The 21,718-nt window shown below is 54.9% G+C and carries 19 protein-coding genes and 1 pseudogene; 12 read left to right on the top strand and 8 right to left on the bottom strand.

Features of this window, described 5'->3' with window-relative positions; all coding sequences use genetic code 11:
• Positions 1-626 precede the first annotated feature (626 nt).
• Positions 627-1,751, top strand: coding sequence for an ImmA/IrrE family metallo-endopeptidase (locus AC2FH0_RS17625; protein ID WP_496709580.1), 1,125 nt, complete (start codon positions 627-629; stop codon positions 1,749-1,751).
• Here AC2FH0_RS17625 and AC2FH0_RS17620 read toward each other — a convergent pair.
• Entirely contained in the window at positions 1,730-2,668 is a 939-nt protein-coding gene (locus AC2FH0_RS17620; protein WP_496709579.1) for an alpha-glutamyl/putrescinyl thymine pyrophosphorylase clade 3 protein, read from the bottom strand. The two genes, AC2FH0_RS17625 and AC2FH0_RS17620, sit on opposite strands and share 22 nt — an antisense overlap.
• Positions 2,669-2,899: 231 nt before the next feature.
• The gene (locus AC2FH0_RS17615) at positions 2,900-3,721 is read right to left on the bottom strand and encodes a thymidylate synthase (protein WP_496789978.1); all 822 of its coding nucleotides are present in this window, start codon (positions 3,719-3,721) and stop codon (positions 2,900-2,902) included.
• Between the two features lie 148 nt (positions 3,722-3,869).
• Between AC2FH0_RS17615 and AC2FH0_RS17610 the strand changes: the two genes are divergently transcribed.
• The gene (locus tag AC2FH0_RS17610; protein ID WP_496709577.1) at positions 3,870-4,670 is read left to right on the top strand and encodes a hypothetical protein; all 801 of its coding nucleotides are present in this window, start codon (positions 3,870-3,872) and stop codon (positions 4,668-4,670) included.
• Positions 4,671-4,837: 167 nt separating this feature from the next.
• Here AC2FH0_RS17610 and AC2FH0_RS17605 read toward each other — a convergent pair.
• Positions 4,838-5,339 (bottom strand): annotated as a pseudogene (locus AC2FH0_RS17605) (tyrosine-type recombinase/integrase).
• Positions 5,340-5,706: 367 nt separating this feature from the next.
• On the opposite strand from AC2FH0_RS17605, the gene AC2FH0_RS17600 reads away from it, so the two are divergent.
• Positions 5,707-6,096, top strand: coding sequence for a hypothetical protein (locus AC2FH0_RS17600; protein ID WP_496692096.1), 390 nt, complete (start codon positions 5,707-5,709; stop codon positions 6,094-6,096).
• 270 nt (positions 6,097-6,366) lie between these two features.
• On the opposite strand, the gene AC2FH0_RS17595 is transcribed toward AC2FH0_RS17600, so the two are convergent.
• Together AC2FH0_RS17595 and AC2FH0_RS17590 are read right to left on the bottom strand one after the other, a co-directional pair.
• Complete coding sequence (locus tag AC2FH0_RS17595; RefSeq protein ID WP_282022217.1) at positions 6,367-7,605, bottom strand: adenylate/guanylate cyclase domain-containing protein; 1,239 nt, start codon at positions 7,603-7,605, stop codon at positions 6,367-6,369.
• Between the two features lie 61 nt (positions 7,606-7,666).
• Complete coding sequence (locus AC2FH0_RS17590) at positions 7,667-8,119, bottom strand: MarR family winged helix-turn-helix transcriptional regulator (protein WP_142639108.1); 453 nt, start codon at positions 8,117-8,119, stop codon at positions 7,667-7,669.
• 58 nt (positions 8,120-8,177) lie between these two features.
• Here AC2FH0_RS17590 and hmgA point away from each other — a divergent pair, with 58 nt between their 5' ends.
• The 7 genes from hmgA (at position 8,178) to AC2FH0_RS17555 (ending at position 14,839) form a co-directional block, all read left to right on the top strand.
• On the top strand, positions 8,178-9,533 hold the full coding sequence (gene hmgA, locus AC2FH0_RS17585; RefSeq protein WP_496709576.1) for a homogentisate 1,2-dioxygenase: 1,356 nt from the start codon (positions 8,178-8,180) through the stop codon (positions 9,531-9,533).
• A gap of 65 nt (positions 9,534-9,598) precedes the next feature.
• Complete coding sequence (fahA, locus tag AC2FH0_RS17580; RefSeq protein ID WP_282022216.1) at positions 9,599-10,855, top strand: fumarylacetoacetase; 1,257 nt, start codon at positions 9,599-9,601, stop codon at positions 10,853-10,855.
• Positions 10,856-10,865: 10 nt separating this feature from the next.
• A complete protein-coding gene (locus AC2FH0_RS17575) occupies positions 10,866-11,816 on the top strand; it encodes an MBL fold metallo-hydrolase (RefSeq protein WP_496702843.1) in 951 nt (316 codons plus the stop codon).
• 127 nt (positions 11,817-11,943) lie between these two features.
• Positions 11,944-13,554, top strand: a complete 1,611-nt coding sequence (locus tag AC2FH0_RS17570; RefSeq protein ID WP_496789977.1) for an FAD-dependent oxidoreductase — start codon at positions 11,944-11,946, stop codon at positions 13,552-13,554.
• 5 nt (positions 13,555-13,559) lie between these two features.
• Positions 13,560-13,757: a DUF2783 domain-containing protein gene (locus AC2FH0_RS17565; RefSeq protein ID WP_142639098.1), complete on the top strand. Its 198-nt coding sequence runs from the start codon at positions 13,560-13,562 to the stop codon at positions 13,755-13,757.
• Between the two features lie 19 nt (positions 13,758-13,776).
• A complete protein-coding gene (maiA, locus tag AC2FH0_RS17560) occupies positions 13,777-14,415 on the top strand; it encodes a maleylacetoacetate isomerase (RefSeq protein ID WP_282022213.1) in 639 nt (212 codons plus the stop codon).
• Positions 14,416-14,488: 73 nt separating this feature from the next.
• Entirely contained in the window at positions 14,489-14,839 is a 351-nt protein-coding gene (locus AC2FH0_RS17555) for a DOPA 4,5-dioxygenase family protein (RefSeq protein ID WP_496789976.1), read from the top strand.
• Here AC2FH0_RS17555 and AC2FH0_RS17550 read toward each other — a convergent pair.
• On the bottom strand, positions 14,836-16,464 hold the full coding sequence (locus AC2FH0_RS17550) for an acyl-CoA synthetase (RefSeq protein WP_282022212.1): 1,629 nt from the start codon (positions 16,462-16,464) through the stop codon (positions 14,836-14,838). The genes AC2FH0_RS17555 and AC2FH0_RS17550 overlap by 4 nt on opposite strands.
• A 243-nt stretch (positions 16,465-16,707) precedes the next feature.
• On the opposite strand from AC2FH0_RS17550, the gene AC2FH0_RS17545 reads away from it, so the two are divergent.
• Entirely contained in the window at positions 16,708-18,099 is a 1,392-nt protein-coding gene (locus AC2FH0_RS17545) for an aminotransferase family protein (protein ID WP_496709575.1), read from the top strand.
• A gap of 647 nt (positions 18,100-18,746) precedes the next feature.
• Complete coding sequence (gene tnpB / locus AC2FH0_RS17540; protein WP_496692091.1) at positions 18,747-19,100, top strand: IS66 family insertion sequence element accessory protein TnpB; 354 nt, start codon at positions 18,747-18,749, stop codon at positions 19,098-19,100.
• A gap of 106 nt (positions 19,101-19,206) precedes the next feature.
• On the opposite strand, the gene AC2FH0_RS17535 is transcribed toward tnpB, so the two are convergent.
• Complete coding sequence (locus AC2FH0_RS17535; RefSeq protein ID WP_496692090.1) at positions 19,207-20,784, bottom strand: arylsulfatase; 1,578 nt, start codon at positions 20,782-20,784, stop codon at positions 19,207-19,209.
• 71 nt (positions 20,785-20,855) lie between these two features.
• Positions 20,856-21,716: a DUF302 domain-containing protein gene (locus AC2FH0_RS17530; protein ID WP_496703609.1), complete on the bottom strand. Its 861-nt coding sequence runs from the start codon at positions 21,714-21,716 to the stop codon at positions 20,856-20,858.
• Between the last annotated feature and the right edge of the window lie 2 nt (positions 21,717-21,718).

Genomic DNA, 21,718 nt, shown 5'->3' with positions numbered 1-21,718 from the left:
CACTACGGACCTCGGAGACAGCGCAGCATCCATGCGATAAACGACCTGGGCACGGTCAGTCCGGCCCTTCGCAGTCATTCAATAGATCTACCAAATGCTGCCGCTGCATTCCCAACAACAGACGTTCATAACTCCGCCGAACTTCTCTTGCTTCTAAGTCGGTGTTGTCAGAAATAGCAGTTGGCGCGTGACTTTTGTGGCGAGGCTAAGTAGCATCTACCCTATGTATGACCATTGGGAAGATAAGGTACGGCGCCCATCCACCAAGGCCCTATTTTGTGCAATTGTTAGGATGGTGGGTCCTTGGAACCGACATTTTCGAGCAAACTCATGAGAGACTTAGCGACAGAACCCAAGAAGGCTTACCGTCACCTCGGAAGTGAAAACGGTCAAGCCTTCATTGGTTTGGTGGCGGACTTTAGAGCGGCCATCTTTGCCGGGGATGTACCGATGGCTCCAATTTCGGCCACCAGAGTAGGAGACAGTTTCGAATTAGACTGGTTCGTATCGTCTGGTTGTACGCTGAAAACAGTGATAGCTGCACGCGGCGCTGGGGACGAAGCTTGGAAAGATTCTCATAGAATCCAACTAGAGGCTCTAAAGATTGGCGGGGAGATATTGACTTAATGTTTGAACCAGACTGGGCTTCCCCACCGGGTGACACGATCTCTCGACTGGCTACCGCAGGCAATCTGTCTGTGCACGACTTGGCCGAACGCATAGGGTTCGAAGAAGACGTGCTCTCTGGCATCATGGACGGCAGAACCCAAATTTGCGATGAGATTGCAGACGCACTATCCAACGAACTCGGTGCATCGCGCCAGTTCTGGATCGAGCGTTACAATCAATTTCTTGACGACAAAGAGCGCATTGCTGGTTCTGCTCAAACAGAGACGCTTTCCACATGGGGGCAGTCTTTTCCAGCCAAAGCATTGCGGCAACTAGGCTGGCTGCCGAAGGGCTCTCGCGGTGAGCGGTTATCCAAAGACATACTAGATTTTTTTGGGTGCGACAGCATCAAAGGTTGGAATGAGCGCTACTCATCTGGGATAGGCCAAGTTGCGTTTCGAACGTCTTTTGCGTTTGAAACTGATGAAATGGCAACTTTGGCTTGGCTGCGCGTCGGTGAGGTTCAATCCGAAAGCTTGGCTCTCGCGAGGTTTTCTGCGAACGACTTCAAAAACCGTTTGCCTGAATTGAAGAAGTTGTGCGCACTCAAGCGCCCTGAGTTGTTCTTTCCAAAACTTCAGCAAGCTTGCGCCGAACACGGCGTTGGTCTTGTTAGTTCGAAGGCACCGACAGGTTGTCGAGCAAGCGGTGCCACTTGGACGTCGGCCAAGGGCAACCCTATTATTTTACTAAGTTTCCGATATCTGAGTGAGGACCATTTCTGGTTTACCTTTTTTCACGAAGCTGCGCACGTAGTTCTTCATGGCACTGACCACATTTCGGTTGATGGCAGCGACCCGTCGCCTTTAGGTGTGTCCGCAGTCGAAGATGAAGCTGATATTTTCGCTCAAGATGCGCTTGTCGCAGCTGATCTACGAGACGAGATGCTAAATGCCATACCGACTCGTCCACATGCACGTAGGATCGCGCGAAAAGCTGGGGTGACACCGGGCATTGTTGTCGGGCAGCTTCAGAAATCTGGGGCGCTCCAACCACACCAGTTTAACGATCTTAAGCGCCGGTACAAATGGAGCGACAACACAATACTTCCTGTCCTTTCTCAACCTCGGAAATACACGTAGGCATTCGGGCTTTTTTGCCAGTTGCAAAGGCTATCCTCGATCACTTGCTTGCCTACCCCGAGAATCTCGTCCAAGGCATCAACACGCGGCTCCAAGGCTCTGCCGGTGATATTGTGATCTCGGTTGTTAAAAAACAGTAGCCGTGCCCCAGCAAGCGGTCCTGTTGCCTTGTCCAAGTAGACGCTACCGGGTGTAATCGGAGCAAGCTGAAGTTTGCCGAGCATCGTAAGGAAGTCAAACCTGCCGAGGCGACCACCCCCAAACCCAAATACCCCCTTCATGGATTTGTAGAGAGCATCGAAAGCGGCCTGCGGCTCCTGACCCACACTTGCATGTGTCGCGATCATTCGTTCGCGAAAGCCACCGAGCTCGGTTTGCCACTCATAGTATGTTCGAAACGTCTTGGCTATTGCGAGTGGTTTTTTGCTTTGGAATTTGCGGTGGTTAGAAAAACTACCGGAAATGCTGGCGTCGGCCAAGCCAGCAGAGTTCACGCCCAACATGTTTTCGAAGCCTGCCGGGTTCGCAGCATATTGAGCGAATGTCCAAACTGGTCCTGCGCCGAACGATCCATAGACATTTGCAGCGAGCTTCCATTCGTCTACCGCATGTTTACCGAAATGAGTGAGGACGAATGTTATCCATACTGCTTCGTCCAACTGTCCACCTCGTTGAAAGTGAAGCGCCCCTCGTATTGGGTCGAAAATTCCAGAATGCGGATCACACCTGCCCGCGTTCACGCCACGCATCAACAACAAGTCAGTATATGAAATTCGGCGTAGGCTGGACACGATTTGTTGTGCCCAGCAACGTCTCCGCTGAGCACTCGCAATACTCGGAAGTGGACCAAATTGCGCTTCGATCTGGCCGATCTTTGCGAGAATTTCATCTATTCTGTCTTTGTGGATGCCGTTCATTTGCCGCCGCCTCAGCTCAAATTTTCAAATAGATCCCTAACGGGAGATTTTTTTCTTTCGAGCCTACCAAGGATGTAGATTCGATAGGTCGGTGAAATATCCTTCATGATATTTACAACTCTACGTAGCTCGGGCCTCTCGGTTCTGAGGCCATCTCCGCGTTTCTTCATTTCCTCAAACATCTTATGAATTCTGAAGAGTTCAATGAAATCTCGCCAGTATGCGTCAAGGTCAGTTGGAACAACGTAAACCTATGTTGCCAGATCGAATTTCCTGCTCCGCTCTCTTTACCTTATCGATGCTCGGCCATGGGTTTCCTGATGGCATTTCAGGCATTGGCGAGAAATCATGGAAACCCTCTCTGTAGTATGCTTCGGCACCAGATGTCGAAGTGTTCGCTAGGCGATCCTCAGTTGCCTCACAGTCATGGTATAGGTGTAGGCTTGTTACAGAATGGGTGTAATTACCCAACCCAAAGCCAAGTTCACGAGCTGCAACCTCTTGAAGCATAGTGAATGTGAAGATGTCGTGCGGGAGGCCGAAGAATGCGTCATTGGAACGCATATGCGTGTGCATCATCAACTGCCCATTCCTAACCGCAAATTGAATGGTACAGGTGCAAGGCTTGTCGCCGTTCTTGGGCCTTGCATCGGAGTTGGCGTAAATTTGTACTAGTGCGTTGCGCGAGCCTTCTCGCTCACGCAAAGTACGGATCACCCGATCCCACTCGCTAACTCCGTCACGCTTTTCTAGTGCCCCTTTTCCAAAAATTCGCGGTCCGTAGGCCCCGTTTGCAGTGACTTCGTCTTTTATCAGTTTTGGATAATTGGGGATGTAGTGTTTGATGAAATCGACGCTATCACTGCCCGCTAGATACCAGAAAAACTCGCCAATTGGGCTAAAAGCTTTGGCCTTTGAAAATGATCGGCTTAGCCGCGCCCGCGGGTTTTTTAGTTCTAAGAGCGCGCCAAAAACCTCGGTGCTTCTTCCCTTGTTTGAGTCGACTTCAAAATTCCCACGCCCGTTGAGAAGCTGCTTGAAGACAGCCCTCATCAGATCATCTAGGCTGTCTTCGCTCGCGTGAAACAACTTCGCTCAACCTCACCTTTTGGTTGAATTTCGACGTTGTCTCGGGAAAGTTCAAGGGGTTAGCCGAGCGGTTTCCTGAACTTAATCCACAAGCGGCGCAACGGAGAAAACTATGACCGCAATTGAAATCAAGAAATTTATCGAGGGAGTGGAAGAGCTGAGGTCGTGGCGCCTAAACAATATCTACTGCGAAATAAAGGAATGGGGTGATCGGCCAATCGAGTTCAAATCTGATCCTCGCGGGACCCAACTATTTTCAATAGAGGAAATGAAAAGATCATTCTGTAGGCGATTTATTAACTTAGCCGATTCAGCTGGCCGACTACTTGAGGAGAATAGGGTAGTAAGCGCGGCCATCCTTGCGAGAGCACAGATTGAGACTGTCGGCATGGCAGCCTTTTTTGTGCATGAGGTGTCTCGAATGACGCAGAAGGGCGACCTTGAAGCTTTTGAAGGACGAGTTGCTCAGTTCCTCGGCGGACCGGTCGACGGCGGGGGCATCGCCAAGCGCGTTCACGTCATGGATGCTATGAGGCACCTCGACAAACTAGACCATACCTATGTTGAATACCTCTGGACCAAATATCCTGTAATGAAAGGTTTTTTTAACGCGTTAGACGAGGTCAAGTCATCAGGACTGGAAATCCAAGACCTTGTTAGCAGGATTTCTGCGATGAAGAACTATGACACGTTGAGCGAGTTCGTTCACCCAAATGCTCTGGGAACCTTTTTCATCTTTGGGCAACCTGAGGATAGAGGCCCAGACGAAGAAAAAGTAAGCGAGCTACTACGAAGGATGACTGGTGCAGCCACATGGCAAGGGCACCATATGATAACAGCCTTGAATGCCGCCGAGGGGTGGTCTGACGATTACTTTCAGCAGTTTGGGACCGAACGTCCGCTTTCTCCGTAATATACTGTTCGCTTTGCACTCGCGGCCAAGGTCAGCTCTCCGCCCTTATTACCAAAATATACAAGCCGCAGCATCGGTCAATACGGGCTTGAATCGAACAACCGCTGCGGCACGAATGTGAGTCCGATCCGGATTGGCGAACGGCAAGTGCGGCCCGCTAACGTGGTTCAAATGTCGATCTGCTCGGCGATGCTCAGCGCATCTTTAAGTTCGACACCAAGGTATCTGACAGTGCTGTCTACCTTTGTGTGTCCAAGCAGGAGTTGAACTGCTCTGAGATTTCCGGTTTTGCGGTATATCTCCGCTGCTTTGGTCCGGCGCAGCGAATGGGTACCGTATCCACTGGGCTCCAGCCCGATCGCCGCCACCCAATCTCGCACAAGTCGACCATATTGGCGTGTTGAGATATGCGAGCGGTCGTGAAACCGGCTGGGAAACATGAAACGGCAGCCGATCATTTCCGGTGACGTGATCCAAGAGGCAATCGTATCGCGCGTGTTTTCAGAGAGTTCGAACTGAACGGGCCGCTTGGTTTTGCTTTGGATAACAGACACGCGCACGGATAGCCCAAACCTGTTTCGGAAGCAGCGGCCGTTTCTGGCCGACAATCCGGCCCTTGTTCCAGGCTTTTCGTTTCGGAGTGACAGCGGGAAGTTGGACTCTTGGCATGATTTGCCCTCCGATCCTCCCTCCATCCCCGAACATCAGCACCGCGCTGACGAAGTTATCGTACAAACGGAGTGAATGCCTGCTCTCGGAAGTCAGCCGAGAACACCATTTCTGCCGGTGCATTCGGCAGCTAGGAGCCCAATCCTTCCTAGCTGTTGCAGTGCAGCGAATGACTGCTACTAAAAGTCGAGGTGTGTGTTTGAGTGAAAGGGTTTTCACTTAGGGACGCAGTGATGGAGCCGCGACTCATACGAACTGGGTCAAAATCAAATTCTGTAGCGCCGTGTAGTCTTGAATAGAAATAGCCCTTTGCCTATACCAGCGCCAACAGGTGGAGTTCACTCTTGATGACTCGATGGGACAATGTATGAAGAACGCTCTTTTGTTATCAGCTTCGCTGGTGGTTTTGGCATCTTGTGATGTCGCGCCCACGTCGGAAGTAGAGGGTTTTACACTGTCAGAAACTCCTGCATCTCAAAGCAATCCGGCACCTCAAGTGGCTGAAATAGATGGTCTTTCATTTATGGTCGCTACTTCGGATGACAGATCAGCGGCATTGGTTGGCATCCCAAGGCAACGCGGATCATATACTGGAAGTGATGTCGAATCCGCCGCGGAGCAGATTACGGGGTGCGACGCAACAATTGTACCGGGGGAGTGGTTTTTCCTCGGTGATTTGAAGAACTTTGAATTGAGCAATCTCCGACCCAATGTACGCCATCCATTTACGGGTTGGCAGGTCGAACTCAGCTGCTGATTTAGTCGGATACAAAATGCGATGCGAGTTAGCTGTTCACCGAGATTTTTCTGGCCGTTGCTGTAAAACGGACATCGGCGCAACCGCAGCGAATTTACCCTTCGTCCCGCAACCTGTAAATCTGGGAAGTAAATCTCGCAGCGGCATGCTTGAATGGCCGGTTTTCACACCGCGCAGCGGCGCTGAGAATGATGCGGCCGTGGAGATTTTCGTGCTGTGAGCGCACGCAGCGAGAAAACCGAATTCACAGAATGGGCTCAAACCGGACGCTCAAACGCCTGATTGCGTTCCGGCAACATTATAAACCGTAAACAGCTCTTTCGGCTCGGCCACACCGCGCAGCATATAGCGCCCGACCGAGATCAGATCCTGATCGCAGGGCTGCGCCGCGCGGGCTACGTCATCCGAGATCAGTATCCGTTGCCCCAAAGACCGATGCATGCCAGCGATACGCGCGGCCTGATTCACCGCTGGGCCGATCACCGTGAAATCCAAACGTGTCTCAGAACCGATATTGCCATACAGAATTTCGCCCGCATGCAAGGCCAGTGTGAAGTTGGCCACCGGCAGTCCAGCGGATTCGCGCTGCGCATTCAGTTCGGCGATCCGGTCCTGCAACATGGGAACCGCCTGCAGGGCCGCCTGCACGTCCTCTTCAATCTCGCCGACATTGAACATAGCCATCAGTCCATCGCCCATGAACTTCAGAATATTGCCGCCATTATCGTGCACGACGCCAACGGCAACCGCCAGATAGTCGTTCAACATATCGATGATCTCGATTCCGGGCAGATTCTCGGAGAGGCTGGTAAAGCCCTCAAGGTCGAAATTCCATATCACGGCGTCGATCTGCTGTAGGGATCCGCGACGAATTTCACCCGACAAAACACGCCGTCCAGCATCCCGACCTAAGTAGACGCGCATCAGATCTTTGGATATCCGCGCGTTCGAGGCTGACTTTAGTGCCAGGCCCAAATGGGGCAGGGCCGTATTGATAAGGTCAAGATCCTGTTCCCGAAACCCATCCGGCGCGTTCGAGGCCCACGACAACAGGACTCCATCTACGGCTTTTTTTGAGGTCTGCGACCGCGGATCGAAATTCACACCTTTAGCGTAATACTCGGTCGCACCAGCTTCGCGTAATTCATTGATCAATGGATAGCGGCTGGGCTCGTTCTGATCGACCATGCGTTCATGGACGCCGTCAAGATCGTGATGTAAAATCGCATATAGAGGACTGCTCATCCAGTCTTCTCTGGTCTCTTCTGAATACTCGAATTTTTGATAGTCACCGCCGGTGTCTTGATACCAGCTGTATCCGGTGCCGCCATATACCGGGTGCAGCGCCGATTGCGCCGCGTGAAATCGCATCAGGGGCACACCAAGTTCAATCAGACGGGTGCAATAGCCATCCAGCAATTCTTCTTTTTCGGCACCTTCAAGGCCCCGCGTCACCAGCCAGTTGATCAGATCATTTGATTTTGCCGCGTTTTGGTTCGGGGCTGTCATTTCACATTCCTGTGTCCGCTCTGGCTTCCATCTGGGAGCGAAAGGTTCGAATTACCAGAGGTCAATTCATATCAGCCAGCTTTCGCAACATTTTGCGCAACAAGGTAGCCTCGTTTTCTGTGAACATTGCGGCAAGCTGAGCATCATATTGCTGCGCAATACCGCGCAATTCGCGATAAACCGACCGTCCGGCCGTGGTCAATGCAAGATGTTCAACGCGGCGATCTGTCTGGCTGACGGTTCTGACAAGAAATCGGCGCTGCTCAAGCCTGCTGACCGCGCGGCTTATCTTGGTTTTGTGAATCCGGGCGCGTTGACCGATTTCTTTCGCGCTCAATTCTCCGTAATTGCCCAGATGAAACAACACTCTCCATTCCGTGCGCAGCATCCCATAGCGGTCTTTGTATACACGCTGAAATTCCAGTGCGCTTTCCTCGGCTGCCCGGTTCAGCAGATAGGGCAGGAAATCCAGCAGATCAAACCCGTCTCTTTCGGTACTTTCTGTCTTTGTCATGCTTGTTAGTTACAAAATCAACTATTATCTCACAAGCAGAAAACAGCAGGAGCCAAGGATGAACCATCCGACAGACCCGCATAAAATGATCCAGGCCAGTACGCCCTCTGGCACCCATCCGGGCTATATGCCCGGCTTTGGCAATGATTTCGAAACCGAGGCCCTACCCGGTGCGCTGCCGCAGGGCATGAACAGCCCGCAACGCTGCAACTATGGGCTATACGGCGAACAACTGAGCGGCACTGCCTTTACCGCCAACCCACCCGAGCGCACCTGGTGCTATCGTATCCGCCCTTCGGTGAAGCATTCGCATCGCTACGATAAGATCGACCTGCCCTATTGGAAATCGGCGCCTTGTGTTGACCCAGATGTTACCAGCCTGGGCCAGTATCGCTGGGACCCCGTCGCTCATACCCAAGATGGGCTGACATGGCTGACAGGCATGCGCACGATGACCACAGCAGGGGATGTGAATACGCAGGTCGGGATGGCCAGCCACATCTATCTGGTCACCGAATCGATGGTGAATGACTATTTCTTCTCGGCCGATTCCGAATTGCTGGTGGTGCCGCAAGAAGGCCGCCTGCGCTTTGCGACCGAGTTGGGGATCATCGACCTTGAGCCCAAGGAAATCGCCATTCTGCCGCGCGGGTTGGTCTATCGGGTTGAGGTTCTTGAGGGCCCTGCCCGCGGCTTTGTCTGCGAGAATTACGGGCAAAAATTCGAACTGCCCGGACGCGGCCCGATCGGCGCCAACTGCATGGCTAACCCACGAGATTTCAAGGCACCTATCGCGGCCTATGAAGACCGTGAGGTACCATCGACCGTCACCGTCAAATGGTGCGGGCAGTTCCACACCACAAAGATTGGGCAAAGCCCGCTGGATGTAGTCGCCTGGCACGGCAATTATGCCCCGTACAAATACGACCTGCGCACATATTGCCCGGTGGGGGCGATCCTGTTTGACCACCCTGACCCGTCGATCTTCACCGTACTCACCGCGCCGTCTGGACAGCCGGGCACAGCCAATATCGACTTTGTCCTGTTCCGCGAACGCTGGATGGTGGCCGAAGATACGTTCCGTCCTCCGTGGTACCACAAGAACATCATGTCCGAGCTGATGGGGAACATCTACGGCCAGTATGACGCCAAACCACAGGGCTTTGTTCCCGGCGGCATGAGTCTGCACAACATGATGTTGCCGCACGGACCTGACCAGGATGCCTTTGACAACGCGTCGAATTCGAACCTTGGACCGGATAAGTTGGATAATACGATGTCCTTCATGATCGAAACCCGGTTCCCGCAGCATCTGACATCATTTGCAGCGACCGAGGCCCCGCTGCAGGATGATTACATTGACTGCTGGACGTCGCTTGAGAAAAAGTTCGACGGTACACCGGGCAAGAAATAATACCGATTGAGGTCGCAGATTTTTCGACGAAAAATCTTGGCCCCTGACAGAGGTTTGGAGACAAAATGCCATTGAAGAAATCCTGGGTGAGCTCGGCCAATTCTGCCGATCACCCTTTTCCTTTGAACAACCTGCCTTATGGCGTGTTTTCGACAGGCGGCGAAGACCCGCATTGTGGTGTTGCAATCGGCGACATGATCCTTGATGTCACAGCTGCCGAGGCCGAGGGCCTGGTCGTTCTGGACGACGAACCGCTGTTCGACCTGCCTTTCTGGAACCCACTGATGGAGCAAGGCCCCGCCGTTTGGGCCGCCCTGCGCAACCGTCTGATGGATCTGCTGGCCGAAGGCAGCGCGGCACAAGAGGACGTCGCGCCTTTGCTTGTGGCGCAGGCAGATGCCGAGCTGCACATGCCTTTTGCCGTCAGCGAATATACCGATTTCTACGCCGGTCGGCACCACGCCCAAAATGTCGGCACCATGTTCCGTGGACCAGAGAATGCATTGCCCCCTAACTGGCTGCATATTCCCATCGGGTATAATGGCCGGGCGTCTTCGGTCGTGGTGTCGGGAACAGATATCCGCCGCCCCTGGGGTCAGTTGAAATCCCCCGATCAGGACCTTCCGGCCTTCCTTCCCAGCCGTCGTTTCGACATCGAGCTTGAGATGGGCGCCATCGTGGGCACACCCTCTGACGGACCAATTTCCGTGCAAGAGGCCGACGACAATATCTTTGGCTATGTCCTTCTGAATGACTGGTCCGCCCGCGATATTCAGGCGTGGGAGTATCAGCCGCTTGGGCCGTTTCAGGCCAAGGCAACCGCAACGTCGATCAGCCCATGGATCGTGACCAAGGCGGCGCTGGAACCTTTCCGCTGTGACACGCCCGAGCGGGATTTTGAGTTGCTGGCCCACCTCAAAGAACCCGGCCCGATGCTGTATGACATTGATCTGTCGATCACCATGGCCCCGGACGGCAAGGCCCCGACGACCATTGCGCGGACAAACTATAGTCAGATGTATTACTCCGCCGCGCAGCAACTGGCCCATCATACGACCTCGGGCTGCCCGATGAACACCGGCGATCTGCTGGGGTCCGGCACCATCTCTGGCCCGACAAAGCCCGAGCGCGGTTCGATGCTGGAGCTCAGCTGGGGCGGGAAAGAGCCGCTAACGCTGGAGACCGGCGAAAGCCGCAGCTTTATCGAGGATGGCGACACGCTGACCCTGACAGGGGCGGCCAAGGGGAAAGGGTACACGATCGGATTTGGCGAATGTGCCGGAACCGTGCTGCCCGCGCTTGAAAACCCATACTCGCGATAAGGAACCAGAAATGGCCAAGGCATTTGCGTCCCAAGGGGACATGTCGGAAAAGAAAATCTCGTTCACCGAGGTAGGAGACGGGCTTTATGCCTTTACCGCCGAAGGGGATCCGAATTCGGGCGTCATCATCGGTGATGACAGTGTCATGATTGTCGAGGCACAGGCGACGCCCCGTTTGGCCAACAAGGTAATCGAATGCGTGCGCTCGGTCACCGACAAGCCGATCACGCATGTGGCGCTGACCCATTATCACGCCGTCCGTGTTCTGGGTGCCAGCGCCTTTGGGGCGCAGCAGATCCTGATGTCAGACATGGCCCGCGCGATGGTGGTGGAACGGGGACAGGAAGATTGGGACAGTGAGTTCCAGCGTTTCCCGCGCCTGTTCGAAGGGCACGAAAGCATTCCCGGTCTGACCTGGCCCACGACCACGTTCAGCGACACCATGACGGTGTATCTGGGCAAACGTCGGATTGACCTGATGCATCTGGGCCGCGCACATACAGCAGGCGATATCGTGATCCATGTACCCGATCAGAATGTGATGTTTACCGGTGACATCGTCGAGTATCACTCGGCCTGCTACTGCGGCGATGGGCATTTCGGCGACTGGGGCGATACACTGGATGAGATCAAGTGGTTTGATGTCGACGCCATTGCGCCAGGCCGTGGCGATGCCCTGGTCGGCAAGGACATGGTCAATGCAGCCATCGAAAACACCCGGGATTTTGTCGACAGCACCTATCGTCCAGCAGCCAAGGTTGCGGCGCGCGGAGGAAGCCTGAAAGAAGCATGGGACGCGGTGCGCGCCGAATGCGACCCGAAATTCGCCGATTACGCGATCTATGAACACTGCCTGCCCTTCAACGTCGCCCGTGCCTATGACGAGGCGCGTGGGATCGACACCCCGCGCATCTGGACCGCCCAACGAGATCTGGAGATGTGGGAAGCCTTGCAGAGTTAAGGACATACGGTCGCATTTGATCCAGATCGTTTTTCGCAGGACGGATTGGTGAGACCCTGGGATCGGGACCACTGAGCCTGAACGGCTGGTGGAAAGGACCCTCAGCGCAGCGCAATGGGAGAGCCCCATGAACAAGATCTTTGAAATACCGCTTTACGCCTACGCGCGAAATCCCGATCAGGACGCCGTAGCCCCAATACGCCACAAGGTGATCGTCATCGGCGCCGGGCCAATCGGCTTGGCCACAGCTATTGATCTGGCACAACAGGGCGTTGAGGTTGTCGTTCTGGACGAAAATGACAAGGTCAGCTTTGGCAGCCGGGCCATCTGTTTTTCACAGCGCACGCTGGACATAGCCGACAGGCTTGGATGCGCAGAGCCCTTGGTCCGGAAAGGTGTTCTTTGGGATACCGGCAAGGTCTTTTTCGACACAAGACAGATCTATGAATTCAATTTGCAGCCAGAACAAGGCTATGCCAATCCGGCATTTATCAATCTGCAGCAATATCACCTAGAACAGATCCTTGTGGACCGCTTGCGCGCACTCCAAGCTGAAGGCGCGCCAATCGATATTCGCGGCCGCAATAGGGTCGAGGCGATCGGCACCCATGAGGACCATGTCACGCTTGAGGTAGAGACCCCCGAAGGCCCCTACAACATAGAAGCCGACTGGTTGATCGCCTGTGACGGCGCGCACTCTCCGGCCCGCAGGATGCTCGGGTTGGATTTCGACGGGCGCGTGTTCGAAGATAACTTCCTGATAGCTGATGTCGTGATGGAGGCTGACTTTCCTTCCGAACGCTGGTTCTGGTTTGATCCACCGTTCAACAGGGGGCAATCCGCCCTGCTTCACAAACAGCCTGACAATGTTTGGCGCATTGACCTGCAACTGGGTTGGGATATCGACAAGGAACGGGAAAAACGGCCCGAGAATGTGATCCCGCGCCTCAAGGAGATGCTGGGCGAAGATGTCGAATTCGATTTAGAATGGGTCTCGATCTATACCTTCCAGTGTCGCCGGATGGAGCGATTCCGGTATGGCCGGGTCCTGTTTGCCGGCGACAGCGCCCATCAGGTTAGCCCGTTTGGTGCGCGTGGGGCCAATTCGGGTGTGCAGGATTCGGACAACCTGTGTTGGAAGCTGAAGCTGGTTATCGACGGAAAAGCGCCCGATTATTTGCTGGATAGCTACAGCCATGAACGGGTGCAGGCCGCTGATGAGAATATTGCCTATTCCAGTCGCTCGACCGACTTCATCACGCCGAAATCCCAGATGTCCCGCCTGTTGCGCGACGCCGTTCTTGACCTGGGCGAGCACTACGAATTCGCGCGCCCTCTGGTGAATTCCGGCCGTCTGAGCACACCTTGTACCTATGCGGGCTCGTCGTTGAATTCCGCAGATGCGCTGAACGGGCCAGATATTACCCGTCCCGGCGCTGCGTGCCCGGATGCCCCCCTCGGCGCCGCGTTCCTGCTGCCGATACTCGCGGGCAAGTTTACCCTTTTGACGATTGACGCCGACGCACCAGACACTCTTGAGGAAGACGGGGTTCAGGCAACCCGCTTGGCGTTGTCCGTTAAGGACGATCCGACCCTGGCGCTCAAGCGCCGCTATCTGGGGGATGCCACCAGCGCGGTTTATCTGATCCGTCCCGATCAACACGTGGCCGCCCGCCGTGATACGTACGAAGAAAACGCATTCCGGCAGGCGATCCGCAGGGCCACCGGTAAGGAGTAAGCGAGATGACCCAACTGATCCTCACCCCTAATCTGGACAATGCAGATGATTTCTATTTTGAACTGATCGCCGCCCATGACGGGCTGGATAAAACCGACAGCGACGCGCTGAATGCGCGGCTGGTACTGGTGCTAGCCAACCATATCGGAAATGCCGAGGTGTTGTCTGAAGCCCTAAAAGCCGCCAAGCTGAACGAGAATTGACGTAAACAGGAGGCCAGCGATGAGTGGCGTAGTTCTGTATGATTATTGGCGCTCGTCGGCCAGCTACCGGGTGCGGATCGCGTTAAACTTGGCTGGCATCACCTATCGTGCGGTGTCTGTCGATCTTGTCGCCGGAGATCACAAATCTGACGCTCATCTGAGGCGCAACCCGCAGGGGCTGGTTCCTGTGCTTGAGATTGACGGGCTGCGGCTGACGCAATCTTTGGCAATCATCGACTATCTGGACATGACACGGGGTCTGGGGTTGCTTCCTGCGGAACCCGGTATCCGCGCACAAGCACTGGCGCTGGCACAAACCATCGCCATTGATCTTCACCCAGTCTGCAATTTGTCAGTCGCACGCCATGCAACCGCGCTCAGTGGGAATGCAGAAGGCATGCCTGGCAACTGGATGAACCATTTCATACGACCAGGTCTGCTTGCGTTCGAAGCCCAGTTGGGCGGTTTCCAACAGACCCCATATTGCACTGGACCGCAGCTAGGGCTGGCTGATCTGTGCCTGATCCCACAGATGTACAATGCCCGCCGCTATCAGGTCGATCTGACCGACCTGCCCCGTATCCTGGGCGTCGAGGCCGCCTGCGCCAAACACCCAGCCTTTGCCGCAGCGCATCCCGATCAACACGCCCCCACCTGATCCTCTGCACAGGGTCTGTGTGACGATGCGAATGGGAATTGCCTGACCCCTGCCTTACGTTCTTCAAAACAAAATGCAGGAGGCCCTAATGCCCGAAATCATCGGCTATCACGCCCATGTCTATTTCGATGCAGAAACGCAGGATACCGCCCGGCAGCTCTGTGAAGAAGCAGTGCGCCTGTTCCCAGTTGCAATGGGGCGGATGCACGCCCGCAATGTAGGCCCACATCCAAGGTGGAGCTGCCAGTTGGGCTTTGCAGCCGACGCATTTGATCAGGTCATTCCCTGGCTGACGCTGAATCGGCAAGGGTTGACGATATTCACCCATCCCGAAACCGGCGAGCATCTAGCAGACCACCGCGACCGCGCCATTTGGATGGGTGAGATGCTGGATCTAGATCTGTCGATCTTCGACCAGCCTTAACCCAATGCCTTCGCCTGATCTCTCAGCTTGAACTTCTGAATCTTGCCGGTCGAGGTCTTTGGCAAAGGACCGAAGACCACCGTCTTAGGCACCTTGAAATGGGCCATGTTGTCCCGGCAGAACGCGATGATCTCTGCCTCTGTCGCTTGCCCATCTGGTTTGAGTTCAACAAAGGCGCATGGTGTTTCGCCCCATTTGTCATCGGGGCGGGCGACCACGGCGGCCTCCATCACGGCGGGGTGCTTGTACAAGATATCCTCAACCTCAACCGATGAGATATTCTCACCTCCTGAGATGATGATATCTTTGGACCGGTCCTTGAGTGCGACATATCCATCCGCATGCATCACCCCAAGATCGCCCGAGGCGAACCAACCGCCCCGGAACGCCTTGTCCGTGGCATCGGAGTTTTTGAGATAACCTTTCATGACAACATTGCCCTGCATGAAAATCTCACCCAGCGTCTCGCCATCCGCAGGCACGGGTTCCAACGTATCCGGGTCGGCCACCATAAGGCCGGACAGGGCCGAATACCGCACACCCTGACGAACCTTCAAAGCGGCGCGTTCTTCGCCTTCTTTGCTGTTCCATTCATCCTTCCAGGCGCAGACCACGGACGGACCATAAGTCTCGGTCAGGCCATAGACATGGGTAACCTCGATCCCCATATCCTCCATCTTCTTAACCACAGCCGCCGGAGGTGGCGCGCCTGCGGTCATCACTTTGATCTCGTGATCGAAATCCTTAAGGTGATCGGGCGCGTTGGCCAACATGTTCAGAACAATCGGCGCACCGCAGAAATGCGTGACCTTCTCATCCCGGAAGGCGGCATAAATCGGCTCATCCCGAACCGCCCGCAGGCAAACCGAGACCCCTGCATTTGCCGCCATGGCCCAAGGGAAACACCAGCCGTTGCAGTGGAACATCGGCAAGGTCCACAGATAGACTGAATGCCGGGGCATGCCCCAGTCCAGCAGATCAGATTGGGCATTCAGGGCCGCACCGCGGTGATGATACACAACCCCTTTTGGATTGCCTGTGGTGCCCGAGGTATAATTCAGCGTGATCGCATCCCATTCATCCGCTGGCAGGGACCATGCGAACTCGGGATCGCCTTCGGCCAAGAGCGCATCGTAAGTCAGACTGCCCTGTTTCTCGCCACCATCAAAGCTGGGATCCTCGATATCGATGACGAGAATATCGTGATCAACCTGTTCCAGTGCGTCTTGCACAACCGTAGAAAATTCCGGATCGACCAGCAGCACCTTGGTTTCCGCATGGTTCAGGATGAAGGCAATGATCGGCGCGTCCAGCCGGGTGTTAATCGCGTTCAGCACGGCGCCGGCCATGGGAACGCCAAAATGGGCCTCGTACAGTTCGGGGATGTTTGCTGCGATGATCGAAACTGTATCTCCTCGCCCTATTCCACGCCTATCCAGAGCGCTCGCCAGTCGACGACAACGGGTATAGGTTTCGGCCCAGGAATACCGGCGGACGCCATAAACAACTGACGGGTAATCAGGGTAGACCTGCGCCGTCCGTTCGATAAAGCTTAGCGGTGACAGCGGCGTATAATTCGCCTGACATTGATCCAAGTGGCGTTCATATATGTTGGCCCCTGTCATCTGCGGATCCTCCCAAATCGCAAGTTGCGCGAATTGAACACAAACATAGTCCCATGACAAACCCGTAGAAATACGGGCTGAGGCGGCCAAATAACCGTGCTGTGCCCGACTGGCGATACGAACCTACCCGATCTGGCCCTATCTTGTACTGGCCATTCACGCTGATCTGAGCCATCGAATATACAAGCCGAGGCGACACCGCCTCTGTAAGATGTGCACACGCTAATTTTGAAAGGACATGTCATGGACGGCACGTTCAACGAAAACGATCTTTCCCGCGTCGTCGAAGCCGACCGCGCCCATATTTGGCACCACTTGATCCAGCATAAACCCTTTGAAACCAACGACCCGCGCATCATTGTCGAAGGTAAGGGCATGCGTGTCTGGGATCAAAAAGGCAAAGAGCATCTGGACGCTGTATCGGGCGGCGTATGGACTGTGAATGTCGGCTATGGCCGCGAATCGATCTGTAAGGCGGTTTACGATCAGCTGATGAAGCTGTGCTATTTCGCCAACTCGGCGGGCTCGATCCCAGGTGCTTTGTTCGCCGAAAAGCTGATCGAGAAAATGCCTGGCATGAGCCGCGTGTATTACACCAACTCGGGCAGCGAGGCGAATGAGAAGGCGTTCAAGATGGTTCGCCAGATTGCCCACAAGAAATACGGCGGCAAGAAGACTAAGATTTTGTACCGTGACCGCGACTATCACGGCTCGACCCTGGCAGCGATGTCGGCAGGTGGTCAGGACGAGCGCAACGCGCAGTACGGGCCTTTCGCCCCCGGTTTCATCCGCGTGCCGCATTGCATGGAATACCGCAAGCACGAGCTGGACGGCGCGCCCGAAGAGAATTTCGGCGAATGGGCCGCGGATCAGATCGAAGAGGTGATCCTGCGCGAAGGCCCCGATACGGTTGGCGCCCTGTGCCTTGAGCCCGTGACAGCCGGTGGCGGCGTGATCGAAGCGCCAGAGGGTTATTGGCAGCGTGTGCAGGAGATCTGCAAGAAGTACGACATCCTGCTGCATATTGACGAGGTCGTCTGTGGCGTTGGCCGCACCGGTACCTGGTTCGGGTATCAACAATATGGTGTGAAGCCGGATTTCGTGACCATGGCCAAGGGTGTCGCCTCGGGCTATGCCGCCATCGCCTGCATGGTGACCACCGAGGAAGTCTTTGACATGTTCAAAGAAGACGCCTCGGACCCGATGGGCTACTTCCGCGATATCTCGACATTTGGTGGCTGTACCGCCGGTCCAGCGGCCGCGATCGAGAACATGCGGATCATCGAGGATGAGAACCTTCTGGCCAACTGTGTCGCTATGGGTGACCGGATGACGGGCAACCTTCAGGCGCTGATGGAAAAGTACAAGGTCGTCGGCGACGTCCGCGGCAAGGGCCTGTTCCTGGGTGCTGAGCTGGTCGCAGACCGCGCGTCCCGTGAGCCGGTCGATGAAAAACTGGCGCAGGCCGTTGTGGCCGACTGTATGGCGCAGGGCGTGATCATCGGCGTCACCAACCGCTCGGTCCCCGGTCGGAACAACACTCTGTGCTTCTCACCAGCGCTGATTGCCACCGCGGATGACATCGACCAAATCACCGATGCTGTCGATGGCGCACTGGGGCGTGTATTCGGCTGACACCGATAGCAGTCTCTTAGGATGAGACCATGAAAACCGGCGCTGCTTGCGCCGGTTTTTTTCTCAATACGGATGCCCAAACCCTTAATATGCGACCGGATGTTCCCGCTCAGTGCTGAATGTCGGCGGCCCGGATTGTAGAATCCGTTGATGTATTCGTTGAGCGTAAGCGTTGCAACTGACCCCTGAATTAGCCCCTGATCTGCCTCTTGTTTCCATGGCATATTGTCTAAAACGAGAGGCGGCAGCAACGAGGCAAGTTCCGCAATCATTCTAAGTCTATGGTTTCACCATTTAGGTGCATGCGGGAGGACGCCGTGTCTGGCCACCCGGCTTCAAGCGGTTTGTCAAAACCAAACTTGATCTCGGTGAACTGACTGTTGGTGACATCATGGAGGATTGCAACGTTTCGCAATCCCTCGTCTACAAATGGAGGTCAGGCGTGAAATCTTCACGGGTCAGAAGCGTCGCGCGGAACGAAGAACAAATTTTTTCGAAGGTTCTAGTTAACGAAAAGACGCAGCCAGGCCGTGATCCAGAAACTGACAATCGCAATCTTCTGGCGCACCGGGAAAGCACCATGCCTTTCCTGCCAATTATCCGGTGAACTGTTTGGTCAAAATTGCACTCGCGATGGATAGCCATTCATGATTTCACCAGCTGGCAACTTTAAATTCTACGCCGCCACCAAGCCAGTCGATTTTCGTAAAGGTATGGGTGGTTTGGAGGCGATCGTACTGAATGAATTCGATCTCGATCCATGCTGTGTTGCCATATTTGTTTTCCGTTCGACACGCACGGGCCGGCTGAAGCTCATAGTTTGGGACGGGGCGGGTCTTGTGCTGATCTATAAGCGGATCGGGGGTGAAGGTTTTGAATGGCCACGCGTCAGTGACGGGGTGATGACGATGACCAAATCGCAGTTTGAGGCCCTATTCGAAGGGCTTGATTCGAAGCGTGTGATAACGCGCTCTTCGGACTGCAATCAGTCCCTGATGTGAATAGCAGCGAACGGCGATACCAAGCCCAAAGCAGAATTTTGAGAGATAGTGGAAGGAGCACTCCGCCGTCACCACGGCGAAGTGCTGAATTGTGTGTGTCTAGTCGTTATTGAGACATCCCGCCTTCGCTGGAAACCTGTTTCTCAACTTGGCTTTGATTGGCCAGGTCAGAGCCACGCGGCGGGAACTCTTGGAATGTCTGAAGGTGTTGCTGCACCAGTCGCGCAGCAGGTCCAAACGCCCACATCTTCTGCCCCATCCATTTGGTATACATCCCGGATTCTTCGGCGGCCTTTTCATAAGGGTCGCGGCGCAGATTAAACAACATCGGCGCATTTAATTCTTCTTTTGGTCCGGCCCAGCCATGCTCTTGGATTACGAAATGGGCTTTCCAGTCCCTGTAGCGGACGGCCTGAAGGCTCGTGCCTTCGTAGTAGATGATTTCGTCGCGGTTGCTTTCGGCACCTCCCGTCAAATACGACAGTTGGTTGTATCCGTCCAAATGTGCTGTGTAGCCTTCATATCCAGACAAGAGCGCCTCGGGCAGGTTGTCAGGGCCACCTGCCGCTGCCACCAGCGTCGGCATCCAGTCCATACCGGACATAATGCCGTTTGCAACGCGTCCAGCAGGAACATTGCCGGGCCATTTGATAATCGCCGGAACGCGGAAACCACCTTCCCAGGTTGTTCCTTTTTCCCCGTGAAATGGTGTCGTGCCACCATCCGGCCAGGTCATCGTTTCAGGGCCATTGTCAGCAGTGAAAACCACAATTGTGTTGTCAGTGACACCCAGCTCGTCAAGCCGCGCCATCACTTTGCCCACATTGTCGTCAAGCTCTTGCATCACAACGTCCTGCAGCCCACGCCCATCGCCCAGCATGTCTTCGTATTTGGGGCTCAGGTGCGTCCAAACATGCGCTCTGGCCGGGGCCATCCATACAAAAAACGGTGTGTCCGCTTCGACAGCGCGATCAATAAAGTCGATCGTCTTTTCGGTCACCTCATCATCGAGCGTCTTTTGACGCTCGGGCGGCGCGGGTCCATCGTCCAGGATGCGCTGATTGCCGACCACGCCCCAACGCGGATCCACCGTTTCATCCAGTTCTTCGGTTGCAAAGGCATGTATGATGTTGCGCGGACCGAATTGGGCATTAAATTCGGGATCGTCTGGCCAGTCAGGGTCCGACGTATATTCCATCGCATTCAAATGGTAGAGCCAGCCCCAGTACTCGTCGAAACCTTTTGTTGTTGGCAAAAACTGGTTCTGGTCGCCCAAGTGGTTTTTCCCGAATTGACCGGTGGTATACCCCAAGGCCTTTAGCATGTTTGCAAGCGTGGGGTCTTCATTGCTCAGACCCACGGGATCACCGGGAAGACCAACAGTGTGCATCCCGACACGTACAGGAAACTGACCCGTCAAAAACGCAGCGCGACCTGCGGTACAGGTCGGTTCCGCGTAGTAGTCCGTCAGCCGCGTTCCCGCTTCGGCAAGCTGGTCCAGGTTCGGTGTTTTGATGCTTTTGACGCCTTGGTGGTAGCTTCCCAAGCTGGCCCAACCGACATCGTCAGCCATGATCACCAAAATATTTGGCTTGTCCTCTTGAGCAACTGCACTTGCGGCGACAGCAACCGAAGCGACGACCGCTCCGACGAAAGTGCGCGCGATTGATAAGCGTTTCTGCATGAATCATCCTTTCTTGCATCGTATCGGGGTCGTCTGGTCGTCCTCATAGCCCCAAATTTATAAGCGCGTAATTACTGTACAGCAGCGGAAAATGTCGCGCTTAAACGTTTGTTGAGCATCGCGTGTGGCTCGATTGAGCTGCCATAGTAGAGCTGTGCAAAGGCGGCGATGTCGTTGAACAGAACCACAGCGTTGCCATCTGTGCCTTCATAGACAAGCAGTTTCTGGCAAAAGGCATCAAGACCGATCGCCGGGTAATCCGCCATTGCGACTCCACCGGGCGCGGGCCCCCCGAACAGCAGCAGCTTTGCGGCGGGAAGGGCAACGTCAAACGCGGCAGCTTCTTTCATAAAATCGATCTCGCCGAACCAAATTGTATCTGTTTGCGCGGTCACTGCTTTTTCGAGGCGCGCAACCGTTTCGGCAACGCCATACGCCGACGCAATTTCAATAATGCCAAAATCACGCTCGACAGCATCGGTGGGAATCGGGCTCGGGTCTGCGCCATCAACCGCGCGCAGTACCGCTTGCAGGCGCTCATCAAAGGCAGCAAGGGCCGCTGACCCCTCAAGCCCGTGACGTTTGGCGATGAACGCAGAGGACGTGTAAGATAAGGACGGCTTAGCCTCGTCGCCGTATGACAACACCCTGAAGGGCAGATCCAACCCCGCACGAATGTTCTCGCTCAGGATGGCAGCGTTCACGCCGGGATCAGAGAAAAGCAAAACTCTCGACGGTGGCATCTCCACGCCTTCGCCAGCCGCCAAACGGGCATGATCTATCTCGATCACCCTTGCCATTTTGGCATCTGTCACCGCCTCTGCCACTGCTTCGAACAAAATATCGGTGTCGGCTTGCAGTGTATCATCTGCATCGGCGGAGATCGGAGTTAATGCCAGCGCAGCGGCCAACAGAGTGTTTCGGATACCCAAGT

The sequence above is a fragment of the Ruegeria sp. CDSC051 genome (assembly GCF_059610665.1).
This window is presented reverse-complemented; position numbering and strand designations above follow the sequence as displayed.